The following is a 16561-nucleotide window of genomic DNA, read 5'->3' on the forward strand; positions in this document are numbered from 1 at the left end:
ATGCCCCCGCTGGAGACCCTCGGCAAGCCGGTCATGTCCACCGCCCGCAAGGTCGGCATGGGCGCCCTGCGCGCCTACCTCCTGGTCGCGATGGTCATGGTCATCATCAAGATCGTCCAGACCGCGCTCAACCACTGAGCCGCCGCCGGGGCGGCGCCCGACAGTGCCGCCGCCCCGGCCCCGACCCGGAAACCTCGACCGCCCCGCACCCGGGGAAGGAAGGAAGTACGGCCATGCGCACCGCCGTTCACCACCACTGCCCGCGCGTCCGCCTCGCCCTGCACGACGGCGTCGAGAGGGACTACCGCCTCGACGACCCCGGCGCCTGCCCGCACTCCGGCACGCCCAACACCCGGGCCTCCGCGTACGAGCCGCGCGTGCACCTGGCCTACCTGCTGGCCCGCCAGGGCCACCAGCCGGACTGGCTCGCCGACTTCGCGGACCTCCCGCCGGCCGCCGCGCGCCGCCTCAGCCGCGCCGCCACCCGCCACCGGCCGCACGGCTGACGCCCCGCCGACCGCACCACCCGCGCCCTCGCGCACCCCCTCCACCCGCCGCCCCGTCACGGAGGTGACCTGCCATGTCCATCGTCGCCGCGTTCCACCCCTCCCTCCCGTCCGCCGGCCGCGGCCGCCTGCGCGCCGCGCTCGCCGCCGTGGGCCGACGCCTGGCGGAGAGCCCGCTGGACAGCCCCGTCCTCCAGGCCGTCACGGCCCAGGCCCCGGCCCAGGCCGCCGCCTCCGCCGACCGCCCCGTCCGGCTGCGGGCCAGCTGGCGGACCGTCACCGCCCCGGACGGCACCGCCCGGCTGGAAGCCTCCTGGCACCCCTGGCACCCCGCCCGCTGACCACCCCGTACCGATGCGTACCGATGCGTACCGATGCGTACCGATTCGTGCCGACCCGCACCGACCCGCACCGACCCGCACCGACCCGCCGAAGGAGCATCCGCCATGGCCGTGCGCTACCCCAGGCTCGACGCCATCTTCTCGGACCACACCGCCGCCGCCCCGCCCCGGCGGCCGCGCCCCGAACCGACCCGCCGGCCCGCCGTCGACCCGGACACCGGTCTGGTGGTGGACCCCGAACAGCGCACCGTCACCGTCGACGGGCAGCAACTGACGCTCCCCTACCTGGAGTTCGAGCTGCTCGCGCACCTGGTCGACAACCCGCTGCGGGTCCACTCCCGCCGCCAGCTGATGGAGACGGTCTGGGGCCGGCCGGACACCGGCGACACCCGCACCATCGCCACCCACATCGCCCGGATCCGCCGCAAACTCGGCCCGGGCCACCGGGAGGCGATCGCCACCGTCCGCCAGATCGGCTACAAGTACGACCCCCGCCTGACCCGCGTCGCCTGACCGCCGTCCGACCGCCCGCGCCGTCCGACCGCACCGCCTGACCACGTCGGCCGAGGCCCGTCCGCCCCAGGGCCCGCCGACCACCACCCCACCGAAGGAGGACACCGCCATGACCAGAACCGCCCTGTTCCCCTGGACCGGCAGAGGCACGGCGCTGTGCGGCGTCCTGCTCCTCCTCACCCTCCAGGGCATCGCCGTCGGCGTCGCCCCGGGGCGGCTGCGGCTCTTCCTCTCCGGCGTGCTCATCGGCGCCTCGGGGGCCGGGCTGCTCCTCGCCCTGCTGCTCGCCCGCAGCGGGCGCCGCACCGGCCGGCCGGCGCCCGCCGCCGCCCTCGGCCAGGACGACACCCAGTGGTTCAGCGCCCGCTCCCTGGAGGGCTTCCCGATGGAGCAGGTCCGGCCGCTGCTGCTGTCGCCCGGCGCCCCGGGCCTGAACCGGCTCTACACCGCCTGGGTGTTCGCCACCCACGGGCACGACCCCCAGTGGATCGCCCACCACCTCGACCTGCCCACCCCGACCGCCCGGCTGCTGGTCACCACGGCCCGGCACCACACCGCTCCCGAGAGGAGGCCGCAGTGATCACGGCCCTCGACCACGTCCAGCTCTCCGCACCACCCGGCAGCGAGGCCCTGCTGCGGGCCTTCTACGGCGACGTCCTGCAGATGGCCGAGATCCCCAAGCCCCGGCCGCTGACCGAACGCGGCGGCTGCTGGTTCGCCGCCGACGGCGGCCGGGTGCGGCTCTACCTCGGCATCGAGGAGCGCTTCCGCCCCAGCACCAAGGCGCACCCCGGGATCGCGGTCTCCGAGATCGACGACTTCGCCTCGCGGCTGTCAGAGCTCGGCGCGCAGGTGGTCTGGGACGACAGCCTGCCGCCCCGGCGCCGCTTCTACACCACCGACCCCGTCGGCAACCTGCTGGAGTTCGTCGAGACGGCCTGAGGAGTCGAGACGGCCCGGGCACCGGCTCATTTGCCCACGGACCTACCGAAGGAGCAGACTGCCCGAGGCCCTGCGCGGACCCGCAGGACGGACCGAGACGACACCACCGGAGGAGGCGGCCATGGGCGAAGACCCTCCCAGTACGCGCCGCCGTACCGGCCGCCTCCCCTGCGCCCGCCCGCGCGCCTGACGCGACGGTCCAGGGGGACGCGGCGTTCCTCCCGATCCCGCTGACGTCGCACGCACCTCTCCCGCCCCGGGGGCCCCGGGTGCGCGCCGGAGGTGCTCCCCATGACCCTGCCGAAGCCGGCCCCGGGCGTCGCCCGGGGCTCACTGCCGTCCCGGACGGCCGCCCGCCTGGCCCGGATGACCTGGGTGGACGCGCTCGTCGCGGCCGCCGTCCTGGTGCTGCTCTACCTCGCGCTGCGGGTCGGGCAGGGCACCACCGTCCGGTTCTCCACCGGCCGGAACGCGGCGGTCGACACCGACCCGGCCCGGCTGCCGTACGACGCGGCGCGCTCGCTGCTGCGGATGTTCGCCGCGCTCGCCGTGTCCGTGGTCTTCACCTTCGGCTACGCCTACGCCGCGGCCCGCAGCCGCCGGCTGGAACGGATCCTGATCCCGGCCCTGGACATCCTCCAGTCGGTGCCCGTGCTCGCCTTCCTGACCGTCGCGGTGACCGGCTTCCGCGCCCTGTTCCCGGGCTCCGTGCTGGGCCTGGAGTGCGCGGCGGTGTTCGCCATCTTCACCTCCCAGGCGTGGAACATGACCTTCGGCTTCTACTGCTCGCTGGTCTCGCTGCCGCCCGAACTCGACGAGCTGTCGCGCTCGTTCCGCTTCACCCGGTGGATGCGGTTCTGGAAGGTCGAACTGCCCTCGGGCATGATCGGCCTGGTCTGGAACGGCATGCTGAGCTTCGGCGGCGGCTGGTTCTTCCTGGTCGCCTCCGAGGCGATCAGCGTCGACGACCGGCGCTATGCGCTGCCCGGGGTCGGTTCCTACGCGGGCGCGGCCATCGCCGCCGGCGACCTCGGCCGGGTCGGCTGGGCGATCGCCACCATGGTGGTCCTGGTGGTCGGCGTCAACCTGCTGTTCTGGCGCCCGCTCACCGCCTGGGCCGAACGCTTCAAGAACGAGCAGTCCGAGGCCACCGAGGTGCAGCGCTCCGTCGTACTGGACCTGCTGCGCCGCTCCCACTGGCCCGAACTGCTCGGCCGGCTGCTGCGCCCGACGGGGCGGGCGCTCTCCCGGGCCGGGCGCCTGCTGGGCACCGACGACCGCCCGCTGGCCGTCGCCCCCGGGCGGCGGCGTGCCGGGGACGCCGCCTTCGCCGCCGTCGCCGGCGGCCTGGTGCTCTGGGGCCTGGTCGACCTCGGCCGCTACCTGCACGGCGCGACCGGCCTCGGCGTGTTCGGCGAACCGCTGCTGCTCGGCCTCGCCACCCTCGCCCGGGTCGTCGTCCTGGTGACCGTCGCCACCCTGGTCTGGGTGCCGGTCGGCGTGCGGATCGGCTTCTCCCCCCGGCTGACCCGGATCGCCCAGCCGCTGGTGCAGGTGCTCGCCAGCTTCCCGGCCAACTTCCTCTTCCCGTTGGTCGTCTGGCTGCTGCTGCGGACCGGCGTGTCGATCGACCTCGGCGGCGTCCTGCTGATGGCCCTCGGCGCCCAGTGGTACATCCTGTTCAACACCATCGCCGGCGCCATGGCCATCCCCACCGACCTGCGCGAGGCCATGGACGACCTCGGCGTACGCGGCTGGCAGCGCTGGCGGCGGCTGATCATCCCCGGGATCTTCCCGGCCTACGTCACCGGCGGCCTCACCGCCTCCGGCGGCGCCTGGAACGCCTCCATCGTCTCCGAGGTCGTCACCTTCGGCGGCACCACGCTCACCGCCACCGGCCTCGGCGCGTACATCGCGCGGGCCACCGAGCGCGGCGACTACCCGCACCTGCTCGCCGGGGTGGCGGTGATGAGCCTGTACGTCGTCGCCCTCAACCGGCTGCTCTGGCGGCGCCTCTACCGCCTGGCCGAGCGCCGCTACTCGCTCTGACCCGCGCCCGCTCCCCGCCCCGGAGGTCCCCGCATGCGCTTCCCGTTCCCGCGCGCCGCCCGCACCGCGCCGCCCGCCACCACCGCCCTCACAGGGCTCTCCCCACTCTCCCCGCGCTCCCCCGCCGACGGCGGGATCCTGCTGGAGACCGTCGGCCTCACCAAGGCCTACGCCGGCGCCGACGGCGCGCTGCCCGTGCTGTCCGGCATCGACCTCACCGTCCGGGCCGGCGAGATCGTCGCCCTGCTCGGCCGCTCCGGCTCCGGCAAGTCCACCCTGCTGCGCTGCCTGGCCGGGCTGATCCCGCCCAGCTCCGGCACCGTCGCCTACCGCGGCACCCCGCTCACCGGCGCCAACCCGGGCACCGCCCTGGTGTTCCAGACCTTCGCGCTGCTGCCCTGGCTCACCGTCCGGCAGAACGTCGAACTCGGCCTGGAGGCCCGCGGCGTGCCGCCCCGGGAGCGCGCCGAGGCCGCCGTCCAGGCCATCGACCTGATCGGCCTGGCCGGCTTCGAGTCCGCCTACCCCAAGGAGCTCTCCGGCGGCATGCGCCAGCGCGTCGGCTTCGCCCGCGCCCTGGTCGTCGAACCGGACGTGCTGATGATGGACGAGCCCTTCTCCGCGCTGGACGTCCTCACCGCCGAGAACCTGCGCGGCGAACTGCTGGAACTGTGGGAGTCCGGCCAGTTCCCCACCCGCGCCGTCGTCCTGGTCACCCACAACATCGAGGAGGCGGTCCTGATGGCCGACCGCATCGTCGTCCTCGGCTCCCGCCCCTACGGCACCATCCGGGAGACCGTCGAGGTCGACCTCGACCGGCCCCGCGACCGCGACGCCGACGCCTTCGACGAACTCGTCGACCGGGTCTACCGGATCATGACCGGACGGCCCAAGGAGACCCGCCTGCCCGGCCGCGCCGACGGCACCCGGCCCGACCGGCGCACCGTCGCCAACACCCCGCTGCCCACCGCCAGCGTGGACGGCCTCTCCGGCCTCGCCGCGATGATCGCCCACCGCGGCGGCCGCTGCGACCTCGCCGACCTCGCCGACGAACTCGGCCTCGACATCGACGACATGCTCCCCCAGCTCGACGCCCTCGACCTGCTCGGCTTCGCCGAGATCCACGGCGACGACCTGCTGCTCACCGGGACGGGCACCGCCTTCGCCGGAGCCGACGTCCAGGAGTCCCGGACCATCTTCGCCGACGCCGCGGTGGACGTCCCGCTGGTCCGGCTGATCACCAACGGCCTGCGCGGCCGGCCCGGCACCGCCGTGCGCGCCGGTTTCTTCCGCGACCTGCTCGCCCACCACTACACCAGCGAGCAGGTCGACCGGCAGCTGGAGACCGCCACCGACTGGGGCCGCTACGCCGGGCTGTTCGGCTACGACGCCGCCCTGCGGGAGTACCGGCTCGACGAGGAGACGGTTTGAGAGGAGACGGCTTGAACGGTTCAGGGCGGGTCTCAGGCCTGGCCCGTGGCCGGGCGGCGGCGGGCGGAGCGGACGGCGCGGGCGAACGGTTGCTCGGCCGTCGCGGCGGCCGGGCCCGGACCGCCGCCGTCACCGCCGTCACCGCGCCCGGGCAGGTCGTTGGCGATCAGCGCCGCCTCCGTCAGCAGCCCGCGCACCTCGGCGGCCCGGTAGAAGATCCGGGTGCCCTCCCGGCGCGAGACGACCAGCCCGGCCGCCCGCAGCCTGGCCAGGTGCTGCGAGGTCGCCGCCACGTGCGCGCCCAGCAGCTCCGCCAGTTCGCTGACCGGCAGCTCCCGCCGGCTCAGCGCCCAGAGCAGCCGGTACCGGGACGGGTCGGCGACCGCCTTCAGCACCGCGACCGCCCGCTCCGCCGCCTCCGTGTCCCACGCCTCTTCCTGCGCACCCATGTCAGGATCCTACCGAGGCCGCACCGCCGCACCGCCGGCGCGGAACGCGGCGCCATCCGGCCGGGCGCGGGCGTCGATAGCGGGCCGATGGCCGGGGCTGCCAGGCTTCGGCCATCCTTTCAGCCGCTGCCGACCGGCCGCGCCGTCCAGGAGTTGGAGTCCGTACGAGATGATCGAGCACACCACGTTCCGTACCGCGGTCAGCGGGTCGCACGAGCACAACCCCTGGGGCTGAGCGGCGGCCGCCGTGGTCGGTGGGGCGACCACGGCGGCGGTTGGGGGCGGGGGCGGTTCGTGCCGTCAGGCCCCGGCGAGGGACGCCCTGACCGCGGCGCCGACCTGCTGGGTGGTGAGGGAGCCGCCGAGGTCCGGCGTGCAGGCGCCGTCGGCCACGGCCGTGCCGACGGCCAGCTGGATCGCCTTCGCCTCGGCGGCCCAGCCCAGGCGCTCCAGCATCAGCGCGGAGCTGAGGATGGCGCCGAAGGGGTTGCCGATGCCCTGGCCGGCGATGTCGGGCGCGCTGCCGTGCACCGGCTCGTAGAGGCCGAACCCGGTGTCCGGGTTGATGTTGGCGGAGGCCGCGTTGCCCAGGCCGCCGGCCAGCATGGCCGCCAGGTCGCTGAGGATGTCGCCGTACGAGTTGTTGGTGACGATCACGTCGAACTGGGACGGGTCGGAGATCAGCTTCATCGCGGCGGCGTCGACGTAGAGGTGGGTGGAACTGATGCCGGGGTGCTTCTCGGCGGCCTCCCGGAAGACCCGCTGCCACACCTGCCCGCCGTGCCGGACGGCGTTGGACTTGTCGACCATGCAGACGCCGCGCTCGGCGATCGAGTACGCGTACTCCATCACCCGCGAGACGCCCATGTAGGTGCTGACGTCCGCGTCGACGGCCATCTCGTGCACGGTGTTCCCGCGCAGCACTCCGCCGATGTCGGTGTAGAGGCCCTCGGTGTTCTCGCGGACGATCACGGCGTCGATGGCACGGGTCCGGGCGTCGCGCAGCGGGCTCAGCCGCTCCTGCAACAGGGTGGCCGGGCGGTGGTTGACGTAGAGGTCGAGGTCGAAGCGCAGGCGCAGCAGGACGCCGCGGCCGTAGTCCGAGGTCTTCACCCGGGGGTCGCCGATGGCGCCGAAGAGCACCGAGTCGCTCGCCTTGATCCGCTCGAAGTCCTCGTCGGACAGGGAGACCCCGGTCCGCAGGTAGGTGTCGGCGTTGACGTGGTCGAGCACGTCGACCGCGAGGTCCAGGCCCAGCGAGTCGATGGTCTCCAGGGCCTCCTTGGTCACCTCGGGGCCGATGCCGTCACCGGGGATGACGGTCACTGTCTTGGTCATGGGTCTCTCACCGTTTCTGGGGTGGGGCCGGCCGGTTGTGGGTCGGGTCGGCCGGGCCGGGGGCGTCGGGCAGGGTCACCGCCGCGCGGCCCTGGGAGCTGCGCCGGGGGGTGCGGTCGTCAGGAGGCCCGGCGCTGCTTCGCGGTGTCCGGGGAGGAGAGGGCGCCGCGGGTGATGCTGGTCATCCAGGCCGGGCGGCCCTGCTCGAAGGCGGCGATCGCGTCGGCCTTGCGCAGGGTGACGTCGATGTCGTCGAGGCCGTTGAGCAGCAGCCAGCGGGCACGGTGGTCGGCCTCGAACTCCCAGGTCCCGAGGTCGGTGCCGACGGTCAGCTGCTCCAGGTCGACGGTGATCTCGAACTTCGGGTCGGCCTGGGCGCGTTCGGCGAGGTCGGCGACGACGGGCACCGGCAGCGCGACGGCCAGCAGGCCGTTCTTCAGCGCGTTGCGCAGGAAGATGTCGCCGAAGCTGGTGGCGATGACGGCCCGGAAGCCCCAGTCGCGCAGGGCCCACACGGCGTGCTCGCGGGAGCTGCCGGTGCCGAAGTTGTGACCCGCCACCAGGACGCTCGCCTCCTGGTGCTCCGGCTGGTTCAGGACGAACCCGGGCGCCTGGCGCCAGTGCCCGAACAGGGTGTCGGCATAGCCGGACTTGGTCAGCCGCTTGCAGAACTCGGCCGGGATGATCTGGTCGGTGTCGACGTCGTCCCGGGACAGTGCCACGGCCTGTCCGGTGTGCGCCGTGAGCGGCTCCTTCATGCCTCTGCCCCCTGCTGGTCGGTCTCGCTGTGGTCGGTCTGATGGCGGTCGGCCGGGCGGGTCGAACGGGCCGGTCGGGTCGGTCGGGTCGAACGGGCCGGTCGGGTCGGTCGGGTCGAACGGGCCGGGCGGGTCGAACGGGCCGGGCGGGTGTGCCCGGCGGGCGCGGTCACAGCTCGGTCGGCGCGGCCAGGCGGCCGACCACGGCGGTGGCGGCGGCGACGACGGGCGAGACCAGGTGGGTGCGGGCGTGGGTGCCCTGCCGGCCCTCGTAGTTGCGGTTGGAGGTGGACGCGACCCGCTGGATGCCCTGGAGGCGGTCGGCGTTGATGCCCATGCACATCGAGCAGCCGGACAGCCGCCACTGCGCGCCCGCGTCGAGGAAGACCCGGTCCAGGCCCTCCTCCTCGGCCTGGGCCCGGACGGCCATCGAGCCGGGGACGACGAGCATGGTGATCCGGTCGGAGACCTTGCGGCCGCGCAGCACGTCGGCCGCGGCCCGCAGGTCCTCGATCCGGCCGTTGGTGCAGGAGCCGAGGAAGACCGTGTTGATCTCGACGTCCCGCAGGGCGACGTCCGGTTCGAGGCCCATGTACTCCAGGGCGCGGCGCGCGGCCTGCTGCTCGGCGGGGGTCGCGAAGGTCTCGGGCGCCGGCACCGCGCCGTCCAGCGGGACGGCCTGGCCGGGGTTGGTGCCCCAGGTGACGAAGGGCTTGAGCCCGGTGACGTCCAGCTCGACCACGCGGTCGAAGGCGGCGCCCTCGTCGGTGCGCAGGGACTGCCAGTAGCGGACCGCCTCGTCCCAGTCGGCCTCGGCGGCCTGGTCCCAGCGCTCGCGCAGGTAGGCGAGCGTGGTGTCGTCGGGGGCGATCAGGCCGGCGCGGGCGCCCGCCTCGATGCTCATGTTGCAGACCGTCATCCGCCCCTCCATGGAGAGGTTCTCGACGGCCTTGCCGCGGTACTCGATCGCGTAGCCGTTGGCGCCGTTGGCGCCGATGTGCGCGATCAGCGCGAGGATCAGGTCCTTGGGCGTGACGTCGGCCGGCGGCTCGCCGACGAACTCGACGGACATCGTCCGGGGGCGCTGGAGCGCCAGCGTCTGGGTGGCGAGCACGTGCTCGACGTCGCTGGTGCCGACGCCGAAGGCGAGCGCCCCGAAGGCGCCGTGCGTGGAGGTGTGGCTGTCGCCGCACACCACGGTCATGCCGGGGCGGACGAAGCCCAGTTCGGGCGCCACCACGTGCACGATGCCCTGCCGGTCGTCGCCGAGCGAGAACAGCTCGATCCCCTGGTCCTCGCAGTTCTCGCGCAGGCGCTCCAGCTGGGCGCTGCCCATCGCGTCCTTGACCAGCAGCGTGTTGGTGGGCACGTTGTGGTCTTCGAGGGCGAGCGCGAGGTCGGGCCGGCGGACCCGCCGGCCGGCCAGCTGGAGGCCGTCGAAGGCCTGCGGGGAACTCGCCTCGTGGAGCAGGTGCAGGTCGATGTAGAGCAGGTCGGGCTCGCCCGGCGCCTGGTCGACGACGTGGCTCTGCCAGACCTTCTCGATCAGGTTGCGCTCGGTGCCGCCCATCAGCTGGCCACCGCCATCTCGGTGGTGCGCTCCAGGCGCCCGGCGATGATCTCGCGCAGTTCGCCCAGTTCGATGCAGGTGCCGTCGGCGCGGCCCGCGATGTAGGTCTCGTAGATCTCGTCGAGCAGGTCGCGCTCGGCGCCGAGGCCCATCTGGTCGAACAGGTTGCGGACCACATTGCGCCCGGAGTGCCGGCCGATGAGAATTCCCCGCTCCCGGCCGAAGCTGTGCGGTTCGACGTATTCGTAGGTCACCGGATTGCGCAGCATTCCGGCCTGGTGGATTCCGGCCTGGGTGGCGAAGGCGTTCTCCCCGAATATCGCCTTGTTGCGCGGCGTCGACATTCCGATGATCCGGGCCAGCAGCTGGTAGGCCTCGTAGAACTTCTCGGTGCGCAGCCGGCTGGTCAGGCCGAGCTGCTCGCCCTTGTAGAGCAGCACCGCGGCCAGCTCCTCCAGCGGGGTGTTGCCCGCGCGCTCGCCGATGCCGGCGATGGTGGCCTGCACCTCGTCCGCGCCCGCCGCGACGCCCGCCAGGGCGTTGGCGAGGGAGAGCCCGAGGTCCTGGTGGCAGTGGGTGGACAGGATGACGTCGTCCGGGATCCAGGAGCGGACCCGCGCCACCTGGGCGCCGAACTCGGCCGGGATCAGGCAGCCGGTGGTGTCGGCGAGCGCCACCGTGCCGGCGCCCTCCGCGATGCCGGCCTCGATCATCGGGCGCAGCAGGTCGTCGCTGCCCCGGCTGGCGTCCTCGATGCCGAGCGTGATGTCGGTGAAGCCCAGCTCGCGGGCGAACCGGATGCTGTCGACGATCTCGTGCAGGCCCTCGGCCCGGGTGAGGCCGCGCTTGTGCTCCAGGTGGACGTCGCTGCCGGTGGCCATGATCTGGACCTGGTGGCGCTCGACGCCGCCGGCCTCGGCGGCCAGCTCGATGTCCGCGCGGACGGCCCGGTTGAGGGTGGCCACCTTGGCGGTGGTGAGCGCGCCCGCGATGAGTCTGGTCGCCTCGAAGTCACGCGGTGAGGAGCTGGGGAAGCCGGCCTCGATGGTGTCGACGCCGGTGGCCTCGATGGCGAGGGCCAGCTCCAGCTTCTGGTCGGGGTTCATCGCGTTGCCCGGGGCCTGTTCGCCGTCGCGCAGTGTCGAGTCGAATACCCGGAGCCGCCGTGCGGTGGGGACGGATTTCGAAGACATGGATTTTCCGCCTCTTTCGGGAACGCCGCCGGACGGGCGACCGGACGGGAGGTCGCGGTGTGCGGCGGCGGAGGATTGTGGCTGGCAGCGGTGACTTTACTGGGCCGGAATCACTGCCCGTCAAGGCTTTTCGAACAAATAATCATTCGATGGCGGACCGATAGTAGAACCCCCCACAATAGGCTTGACGCGCCCTTTTCCCGATGCATCGTGTACTGAGGCAAGGAGTGGTTTTCATGCGAGATATCCCGGCCGAGGAACGCCCGCCGGCCCGGTTACCGCGCCCGGGGCGGGTGGGCTGATGGCGAGGGTCATCGTCGAAGCGCTGGACAGCGTCCACGGACGCACCGCCGCCGGCCTCGACGCGAGACTGGAGTCGCTGGTCGACAACGAGTGGGTGCCGGTGGTCGAGCGCAGAACGGACGCGAGCGGCCGGATCGAGGAGTGGGGCGGGACGGACGGTGGACGCGGCCTCTACCGGCTGGTGTTCGACGTCGACCGGTACTTCAACGGGCTCGGCCTGTCCACCGTGCACCCCGAGGTGGCGGCCACCTTCCGGGTGTCCGACGGCGAGTCGGGGCACCGGGTGAACCTCACCCTGTCGCTGAACCACTACGCGGTGGCCTTCATCGCCGACTAGGAAGGTGGACCCGGGCCTGCGGGGGGCTCGGGGTCACCGGCGGCCAGGCGGGCGGAGCGCAGCAGGTCGAGCGTCCGGGCCTCCTCGGCGGGGGTCCGCATGAGGCGGAACACCAGCCGGGCCCGCCGCAGGTGCTCCACCGCCAGGTCGGCCTCCCCGGTGCCGAGCGCCAACTCGCCGAGGGTGACGAGGATCCGGCCCATGATCAGCCGCTCGTTGGAGCCCTCCGCGAGGAGCAGGGCGCGGTGCAGGGCGTGGGCGGCCTCGCCGGTCTCGCCGAGCCGGTGGCGGGCCGCGCCGATGCCGTGCAGGGCGTAGATCTCGCCGGTGTGGTCGCCGATCAGCCGGACGACGTCGAGGGCCCGGGAGAAGGCGTCCAGGGCCCGGTCGTAGCCGCCGCGTTCCAGGTGGCTCTGGCCCATCCGGTGCAGCACCTGGGCCTCGACCCGTCGGCCGCGGCCCTCCCGGCTCAGCCGTAGGGCCTCGTCGAGGAGTGCTCCGGCGCCGTCCTCGTCGCCCTCGCCCAGTTTGAGCTGGGCCAGGTTGTGCAGCACGTAGGCGACGGCGACGGAGCCGCCGCTCGCCCGCAGGACGGTGAGGGCGGCTTGGTAGTGGGCGGTCGCCTCGTCGATCCGGCCGTCCACCCGGGCGAGGTAGCCGAGGCCGCGGGCGGTCAGGGCGGAGCCGAGGTCGTCGCCGAGGTCGGTGAAGATGCCGGCGGCCTGGCGGAAGCGCTCCTCGGCGGCGGCGAAGTTCTGCCGGGTCAGCGCGAGCGAGCCGAGGGAGTGCAGTGCGGCCGCCTGGCCGAGCCGGTCGCCGCCCTTGCGCGCGGCCGCGAGGGCGAGTTCGTGGGTGTCGCGCCAGTCGTCGAGCCGGCCGTGGGTCTCCAGGAACGTGACGGCGGTGACGGCGAGTTCCCAGCAGTGCGCGGTGAGGCCCATCATGGCCGCCTGTCTGACCCGGGGCACGAGCATGGGCCGTTCCCGGGAGAACCACTGCAGCGGCTCGGCCAGCAGTCGGTCCACCGTCCGGGCGGGCAGCGGGTGCAGGGCGGTGCCGCGGCCGCGGATCAGCACGTCGCGGCCGTACTCGCGCTGCCTCGCCTCGATCAGCAGGTGGAGGAAGCAGCCGATCACCCGGGCCAGCGCGGCCTCCCGCTCCTCGACGCTCTCCTCGTCGACGAGGCGTTCGCGCGCGAAGACCCGGATCAGGTTGTGCAGCCGGTACTGGGTGTGGCGTCCGGGCGCGGTGCCGACGGCGTCCAGCAGTTGGGCGTCGGAGAGTTCGTCGATCAGGTCCTGGACCTGGTACTCGGGGAGGTCGAGCAGGGCCATGCCCACCCAGGTGGAGAACGGCCCCTCGTCGATCAGGGCGATCCGCCGGAGCAGCCGGCGGGCGTCCTCGCTGACGCTCTCGTAGGTGAGCGAGAGGCCGGCCCTGATGCCGACGTCGGCGTACTTGAGCTCGTCGAGCCGGCGGGTCCCGTCCTCCAGCCGCTCCACCAGTTCGGTGATCTCCCAGTGCGGCCGGGCGGCGAGCCGGGCGCCGGCGATGCGCAGCGCCAGCGGCAGGTGGTCGCAGAGTTCGGCCAGCGCCTTCGCCGCCTCCGGTTCGGCCGCCACCCGTTCGGGGCCGGCGATCCGGCCGAGCAGTTCCGCCGACTGGTCGGGGGCGAAGGTGTCGACGTCCACCCGGACGGCTCCGGCGAGGCTGCCGATGTGCCGCCGGCTGGTGACGATCACGGCCGAGGTGGGCTTGCCCGGCAGCAGCGGGGTGATCTGGCTCTCCGTGGCGACGTTGTCGAGGACGATCAGCACCCGGCGTTCGGCGAGCAGGGCCCGGTACATCTCGGCCCGCTCCTCCAGGCCGTCGGGGATGGCGGTGCCGTTGACGCCGAGGGCGCGCAGGAAGCGCTCCAGCACCTGGGCCGGGCCGACCGTGTCGGGGGCCCCGCCGTGCAGGTCGGCGAAGAGCTGTCCGCCGGGGAACTCGGCGGCGATCTGGTGGGCCGCGTGGACGGCCACGGCGGTCTTGCCGACCCCGGCCTTGCCGACGACGGAGACGATCGGGACGGCGAGCCGGGACTGGTCGTGGGAGGAGAGCAGCAGCCGTTCGCGCAGGCCGGCGAGCAGGTGCTCGCGGCCGGTGAAGTCGGCGAGGTCGGCGGGGAGCATCTCCGGGACGGCGACGGGGGCGGCGGGGACAACGGGGGCGACGGGCGGCGCGGCGGCGGACTCGGCGCCCGGGGTGGCCGGGGCGGCCGCCGGGCGGCTGTCGGGCAGGTCGAGCCGGGGGTCGGCGCCGAGGATGGAGTGTTCGAGCCGCTGCAACCGGGGGTCGGGTTCGACGCCGAGTTCGTCGATCATCCACTGGCGGGTGTCGCGGTAGACCTGGAGCGCCTCGGTCTGGCGCCCGGAGCGGTAGAGCGCCAGCATCAGCTGGCCGCGCAGCCGCTCCCGCAGCGGGAACTCGTCGACCAGGCCCAGGAGTTCGCCGACGGCCGCGCCGTGCCGGCCGAGCGCGAGTTCGAGCTGGATGCACTCCTCGGTGGCACCGACCCACTGCTCGGTGAGCTGGCCGGCGGCCGACCGGATCGCCTCGCTGGGCAGGCCGCCGAGGGGGTCGCCGCGCCACAGTCCGAGCGCCTGCCGGAACAGGGCGGCGGCCTCCGCCTTCCGGTCGTGGGCCTCGGTCTTCTGGCCGTCGTCGCGCAGCGCCCGCGCCCTCCCGACCAGGCCACGGGCCTGGAGCAGGTCGAGCTGGGCGTCCGCCGCCTTCACCATGTAGCCCTGCGGGTGGGTGGTGATGACGTCGGAGAGGCCGTGCGCGGCGAACAGCCGGCGCAGGGCGGAGACGCTGATCTGCACCTGTGCGCGGGCGGTGGCCGGCGGGGCCTCCTCGTAGAGGGCGCGGACCAGGCGGTCGACGCTGACCACCCGGTTGGCGTCGAGGAGGAGCGCGGCGAGCACCGTCTGCTGGCGGATCCCGCCGAGGTTCAGCAGCCTGGCGTCGACGAGCGCTTCGAGCGGGCCGAGAATGCGGTACTCGACCCGGGGCGCGGGTGAGGAAGAGCCGTCGTGGCGTATGCCGGAACCAGGTCGGTGCCCCACCGTTTCCACTCCCCCCAGAGGAATAGGCGCAGGATCGCAAGGCACTCTAGGGACGGCCCGGTCAACGGGTCAATGATTTTCAGTTCTCCCCAAAAGACGCCGCCTGACGGACTGCGATCGACGTCCGTACCCCCGGGTAACCGGCGGGGAATCGTCGCGGAAAAGCCGGACGGCCGGATCGGCGCGCACCGATCCGGCCATCCGTCACCGGGGATCTCAGGTCTGTGACGACTCTCAGGCCGGTGCCGACTCTCAGGCCTTCATCAGCTCCGCGACCCGGAAGGCGAGGTCGAGGGACTGGCGGTGGTTCAACCGCGGGTCGCAGGCCGTCTCGTAGCGCTGGTGCAGGTCCTCGGCGCGGACCTGGTCGCCGCCGCCGAGGCACTCCGTGACGTCGTCGCCGGTGAGCTCGACGTGGATGCCGCCGGCGTGCGTGCCCAGCTCCCGGTGCACCTCGAAGAAGCCGGCGACCTCGCCCAGGATGTCGTCGAAGCGGCGGGTCTTGCGGCCGTCGTCGGTCTGGACGGTGTTGCCGTGCATCGGGTCGCAGATCCAGGCGACCCGGGCGCCCTCCGCCGTGACCTTCTCCACCAGCGGCGGCAGCAGCTCGCGCACCCGGCCCGCGCCCATCCGCACCACCAAGGTCAGCCGGCCGGGCCGGCGGTCCGGGTCCAGCCGATCGACGTAGCCGAGGACCTCGTCCGCGGTGGTCGTGGGGCCGAGCTTGACGGCGATCGGGTTGCGGATCCCGGCGAAGTAGGCGATGTGCGCGTCGTCCAGGCCCCTGGTCCGCTCGCCGATCCAGAGCAGGTGCCCGCTGGTGGCGTAGTCCGCCCCGGTGCGCGGGTCGGTGCGGGTGAGGGGCTGCTCGTAGTCCAGCAGCAGGCCCTCGTGGCTGGCGAAGAACTCGGCCTCCAGCAGCCCGGCCGGGTCGCAGCCGCAGGCCTGGAGGAAGCGCAGCGCGCGGTCCACGCCGTCGGCCAGCTCCTCGTAGCGGCGGGCCTCGGCGGAGTCCTCCAGGAAGCCGCGGTTCCACTGGTGCGCCTGGTAGAGGGAGGCGCTGCCGCCGGCCGCGAAGCCGCGGACCAGGTTGAGGGTGACCGCCGACGCCTCGTACATCCGCCGCAGCCGCGCCGGGTCCGGGCGGCGGGCCGCCTCGGTGAACTCCGGCCCGTTGACCGCGTCGCCCCGGTAGGAGGGCAGGCTGAGGCCGCCCCGGGTCTCGTCCGGCTGGGAGCGGGGCTTGGCGTACTGCCCGGCCAGCCGGCCGATCTTCACGACCGGGACGCCGCTCGCGTAGGTCAGCACCACCGCCATCTGCAACAGGGTGCGCAGCTTGGCGGTGACCGCGTCCGCGGTGAGCCCGCCGAAGGTCTCGGCGCAGTCGCCGCCCTGGAGGACGAAGGCCTCGCCGGCGGCGACGGCGGCCATCCGGTCGGTCAGCCGGTCGCACTCCTCGGCGAGCACCAGGGGCGGGGCGGCCGACAGGTCGGCGACCACCTCGCGCAGCGCCGCCCGGTCCGGCCACTGCGGTTGCTGGGCCGCCGGCAGGGAACGCCAGGCGGCAGGTGCTCCGGTCTGCGGAATTCGATTCATCACGGCCCTCGGATGGGAACGGAAATCGCTGGCCCGCTCATTGCAGCCCGGCCGCGGAAAGAAGGTCAAGCATCCGCGAATTGGCCTGCTCCCGCACCGGAGAACTGGTCTGACCGCCTTCCGGG

The 16561-nt window shown here is 73.6% G+C and carries 15 protein-coding genes; 8 read left to right on the top strand and 7 right to left on the bottom strand.

Annotated features, from left to right (window positions below):
* Positions 1-233: 233 nt before the first annotated feature.
* The 7 genes from ACIPLC_RS18225 (at position 234) to ACIPLC_RS18255 (ending at position 5782) form a co-directional block, all read left to right on the top strand.
* A complete protein-coding gene (locus ACIPLC_RS18225; protein WP_400474001.1) occupies positions 234-506 on the top strand; it encodes a hypothetical protein in 273 nt (90 codons plus the stop codon).
* Positions 507-580: 74 nt separating this feature from the next.
* On the top strand, positions 581-847 hold the full coding sequence (locus ACIPLC_RS18230) for a hypothetical protein (protein ID WP_400474002.1): 267 nt from the start codon (positions 581-583) through the stop codon (positions 845-847).
* A 105-nt stretch (positions 848-952) separates the two neighbouring features.
* The gene (locus ACIPLC_RS18235; protein ID WP_400474003.1) at positions 953-1360 is read left to right on the top strand and encodes a winged helix-turn-helix domain-containing protein; all 408 of its coding nucleotides are present in this window, start codon (positions 953-955) and stop codon (positions 1358-1360) included.
* Positions 1361-1469: 109 nt separating this feature from the next.
* The gene (locus ACIPLC_RS18240; protein WP_400474004.1) at positions 1470-1940 is read left to right on the top strand and encodes a hypothetical protein; all 471 of its coding nucleotides are present in this window, start codon (positions 1470-1472) and stop codon (positions 1938-1940) included.
* The gene (locus tag ACIPLC_RS18245; protein ID WP_400474005.1) at positions 1937-2302 is read left to right on the top strand and encodes a VOC family protein; all 366 of its coding nucleotides are present in this window, start codon (positions 1937-1939) and stop codon (positions 2300-2302) included. Before ACIPLC_RS18240 ends, ACIPLC_RS18245 begins: the two co-directional genes overlap by 4 nt.
* A gap of 291 nt (positions 2303-2593) precedes the next feature.
* Positions 2594-4351 carry an ABC transporter permease gene (locus tag ACIPLC_RS18250; RefSeq protein WP_400474006.1) on the top strand — a complete coding sequence of 586 codons (1758 nt, stop codon included), beginning with the start codon at positions 2594-2596 and terminating at the stop codon, positions 4349-4351.
* Between the two features lie 33 nt (positions 4352-4384).
* Complete coding sequence (locus ACIPLC_RS18255; protein ID WP_400474007.1) at positions 4385-5782, top strand: nitrate/sulfonate/bicarbonate ABC transporter ATP-binding protein; 1398 nt, start codon at positions 4385-4387, stop codon at positions 5780-5782.
* Between the two features lie 32 nt (positions 5783-5814).
* Here the strand turns inward: ACIPLC_RS18255 and ACIPLC_RS18260 are convergent, their stop codons facing one another.
* The 5 genes from ACIPLC_RS18260 to ACIPLC_RS18280 all read right to left on the bottom strand — a co-directional run bounded on the left by ACIPLC_RS18260 (position 5815) and on the right by ACIPLC_RS18280 (position 11090).
* On the bottom strand, positions 5815-6231 hold the full coding sequence (locus ACIPLC_RS18260; protein WP_400474008.1) for an ArsR/SmtB family transcription factor: 417 nt from the start codon (positions 6229-6231) through the stop codon (positions 5815-5817).
* Between the two features lie 300 nt (positions 6232-6531).
* Complete coding sequence (locus ACIPLC_RS18265; protein ID WP_400474009.1) at positions 6532-7569, bottom strand: isocitrate/isopropylmalate dehydrogenase family protein; 1038 nt, start codon at positions 7567-7569, stop codon at positions 6532-6534.
* 119 nt (positions 7570-7688) lie between these two features.
* On the bottom strand, positions 7689-8327 hold the full coding sequence (gene leuD / locus ACIPLC_RS18270) for a 3-isopropylmalate dehydratase small subunit (RefSeq protein WP_400474010.1): 639 nt from the start codon (positions 8325-8327) through the stop codon (positions 7689-7691).
* 169 nt (positions 8328-8496) lie between these two features.
* On the bottom strand, positions 8497-9897 hold the full coding sequence (gene leuC, locus ACIPLC_RS18275) for a 3-isopropylmalate dehydratase large subunit (protein WP_400474011.1): 1401 nt from the start codon (positions 9895-9897) through the stop codon (positions 8497-8499).
* Positions 9897-11090, bottom strand: a complete 1194-nt coding sequence (locus ACIPLC_RS18280) for a LeuA family protein (protein ID WP_400474012.1) — start codon at positions 11088-11090, stop codon at positions 9897-9899. Before ACIPLC_RS18280 ends, leuC begins: the two co-directional genes overlap by 1 nt.
* Positions 11091-11391: 301 nt before the next feature.
* On the opposite strand from ACIPLC_RS18280, the gene ACIPLC_RS18285 reads away from it, so the two are divergent.
* Positions 11392-11730: a hydroxyisourate hydrolase gene (locus ACIPLC_RS18285; protein WP_400474013.1), complete on the top strand. Its 339-nt coding sequence runs from the start codon at positions 11392-11394 to the stop codon at positions 11728-11730.
* Here ACIPLC_RS18285 and ACIPLC_RS18290 read toward each other — a convergent pair.
* Together ACIPLC_RS18290 and ACIPLC_RS18295 are read right to left on the bottom strand one after the other, a co-directional pair.
* Positions 11727-14840: an AfsR/SARP family transcriptional regulator gene (locus ACIPLC_RS18290; protein ID WP_400474014.1), complete on the bottom strand. Its 3114-nt coding sequence runs from the start codon at positions 14838-14840 to the stop codon at positions 11727-11729. The two genes, ACIPLC_RS18285 and ACIPLC_RS18290, sit on opposite strands and share 4 nt — an antisense overlap.
* A gap of 252 nt (positions 14841-15092) precedes the next feature.
* Entirely contained in the window at positions 15093-16436 is a 1344-nt protein-coding gene (locus ACIPLC_RS18295; protein ID WP_400474096.1) for a class II 3-deoxy-7-phosphoheptulonate synthase, read from the bottom strand.
* Positions 16437-16561: the final 125 nt, after the last annotated feature.

The organism is Kitasatospora sp. NPDC086801 (assembly GCF_044745805.1).
Taxonomy (GTDB): domain Bacteria; phylum Actinomycetota; class Actinomycetes; order Streptomycetales; family Streptomycetaceae; genus Kitasatospora.

What these genes read in the sequence shown, in the direction of transcription:
- ACIPLC_RS18235 (WP_400474003.1), top strand. Translation starts at nt 953, where the DNA reads ATGGCCGTGCGCTACCCCAGGCTCGACGCCATCTTCTCGGACCACACC.
- ACIPLC_RS18255 (WP_400474007.1), top strand. Translation starts at nt 4,385, where the DNA reads ATGCGCTTCCCGTTCCCGCGCGCCGCCCGCACCGCGCCGCCCGCCACC.
- ACIPLC_RS18280 (WP_400474012.1), bottom strand. Translation starts at nt 11,090, where the DNA reads ATGTCTTCGAAATCCGTCCCCACCGCACGGCGGCTCCGGGTATTCGAC.
- ACIPLC_RS18265 (WP_400474009.1), bottom strand. Translation starts at nt 7,569, where the DNA reads ATGACCAAGACAGTGACCGTCATCCCCGGTGACGGCATCGGCCCCGAG.
- ACIPLC_RS18230 (WP_400474002.1), top strand. Translation starts at nt 581, where the DNA reads ATGTCCATCGTCGCCGCGTTCCACCCCTCCCTCCCGTCCGCCGGCCGC.
- ACIPLC_RS18240 (WP_400474004.1), top strand. Translation starts at nt 1,470, where the DNA reads ATGACCAGAACCGCCCTGTTCCCCTGGACCGGCAGAGGCACGGCGCTG.
- ACIPLC_RS18260 (WP_400474008.1), bottom strand. Translation starts at nt 6,231, where the DNA reads ATGGGTGCGCAGGAAGAGGCGTGGGACACGGAGGCGGCGGAGCGGGCG.
- ACIPLC_RS18285 (WP_400474013.1), top strand. Translation starts at nt 11,392, where the DNA reads ATGGCGAGGGTCATCGTCGAAGCGCTGGACAGCGTCCACGGACGCACC.
- leuD (WP_400474010.1), bottom strand. Translation starts at nt 8,327, where the DNA reads ATGAAGGAGCCGCTCACGGCGCACACCGGACAGGCCGTGGCACTGTCC.
- ACIPLC_RS18295 (WP_400474096.1), bottom strand. Translation starts at nt 16,436, where the DNA reads ATGAATCGAATTCCGCAGACCGGAGCACCTGCCGCCTGGCGTTCCCTG.
- ACIPLC_RS18225 (WP_400474001.1), top strand. Translation starts at nt 234, where the DNA reads ATGCGCACCGCCGTTCACCACCACTGCCCGCGCGTCCGCCTCGCCCTG.
- ACIPLC_RS18250 (WP_400474006.1), top strand. Translation starts at nt 2,594, where the DNA reads ATGACCCTGCCGAAGCCGGCCCCGGGCGTCGCCCGGGGCTCACTGCCG.
- leuC (WP_400474011.1), bottom strand. Translation starts at nt 9,897, where the DNA reads ATGGGCGGCACCGAGCGCAACCTGATCGAGAAGGTCTGGCAGAGCCAC.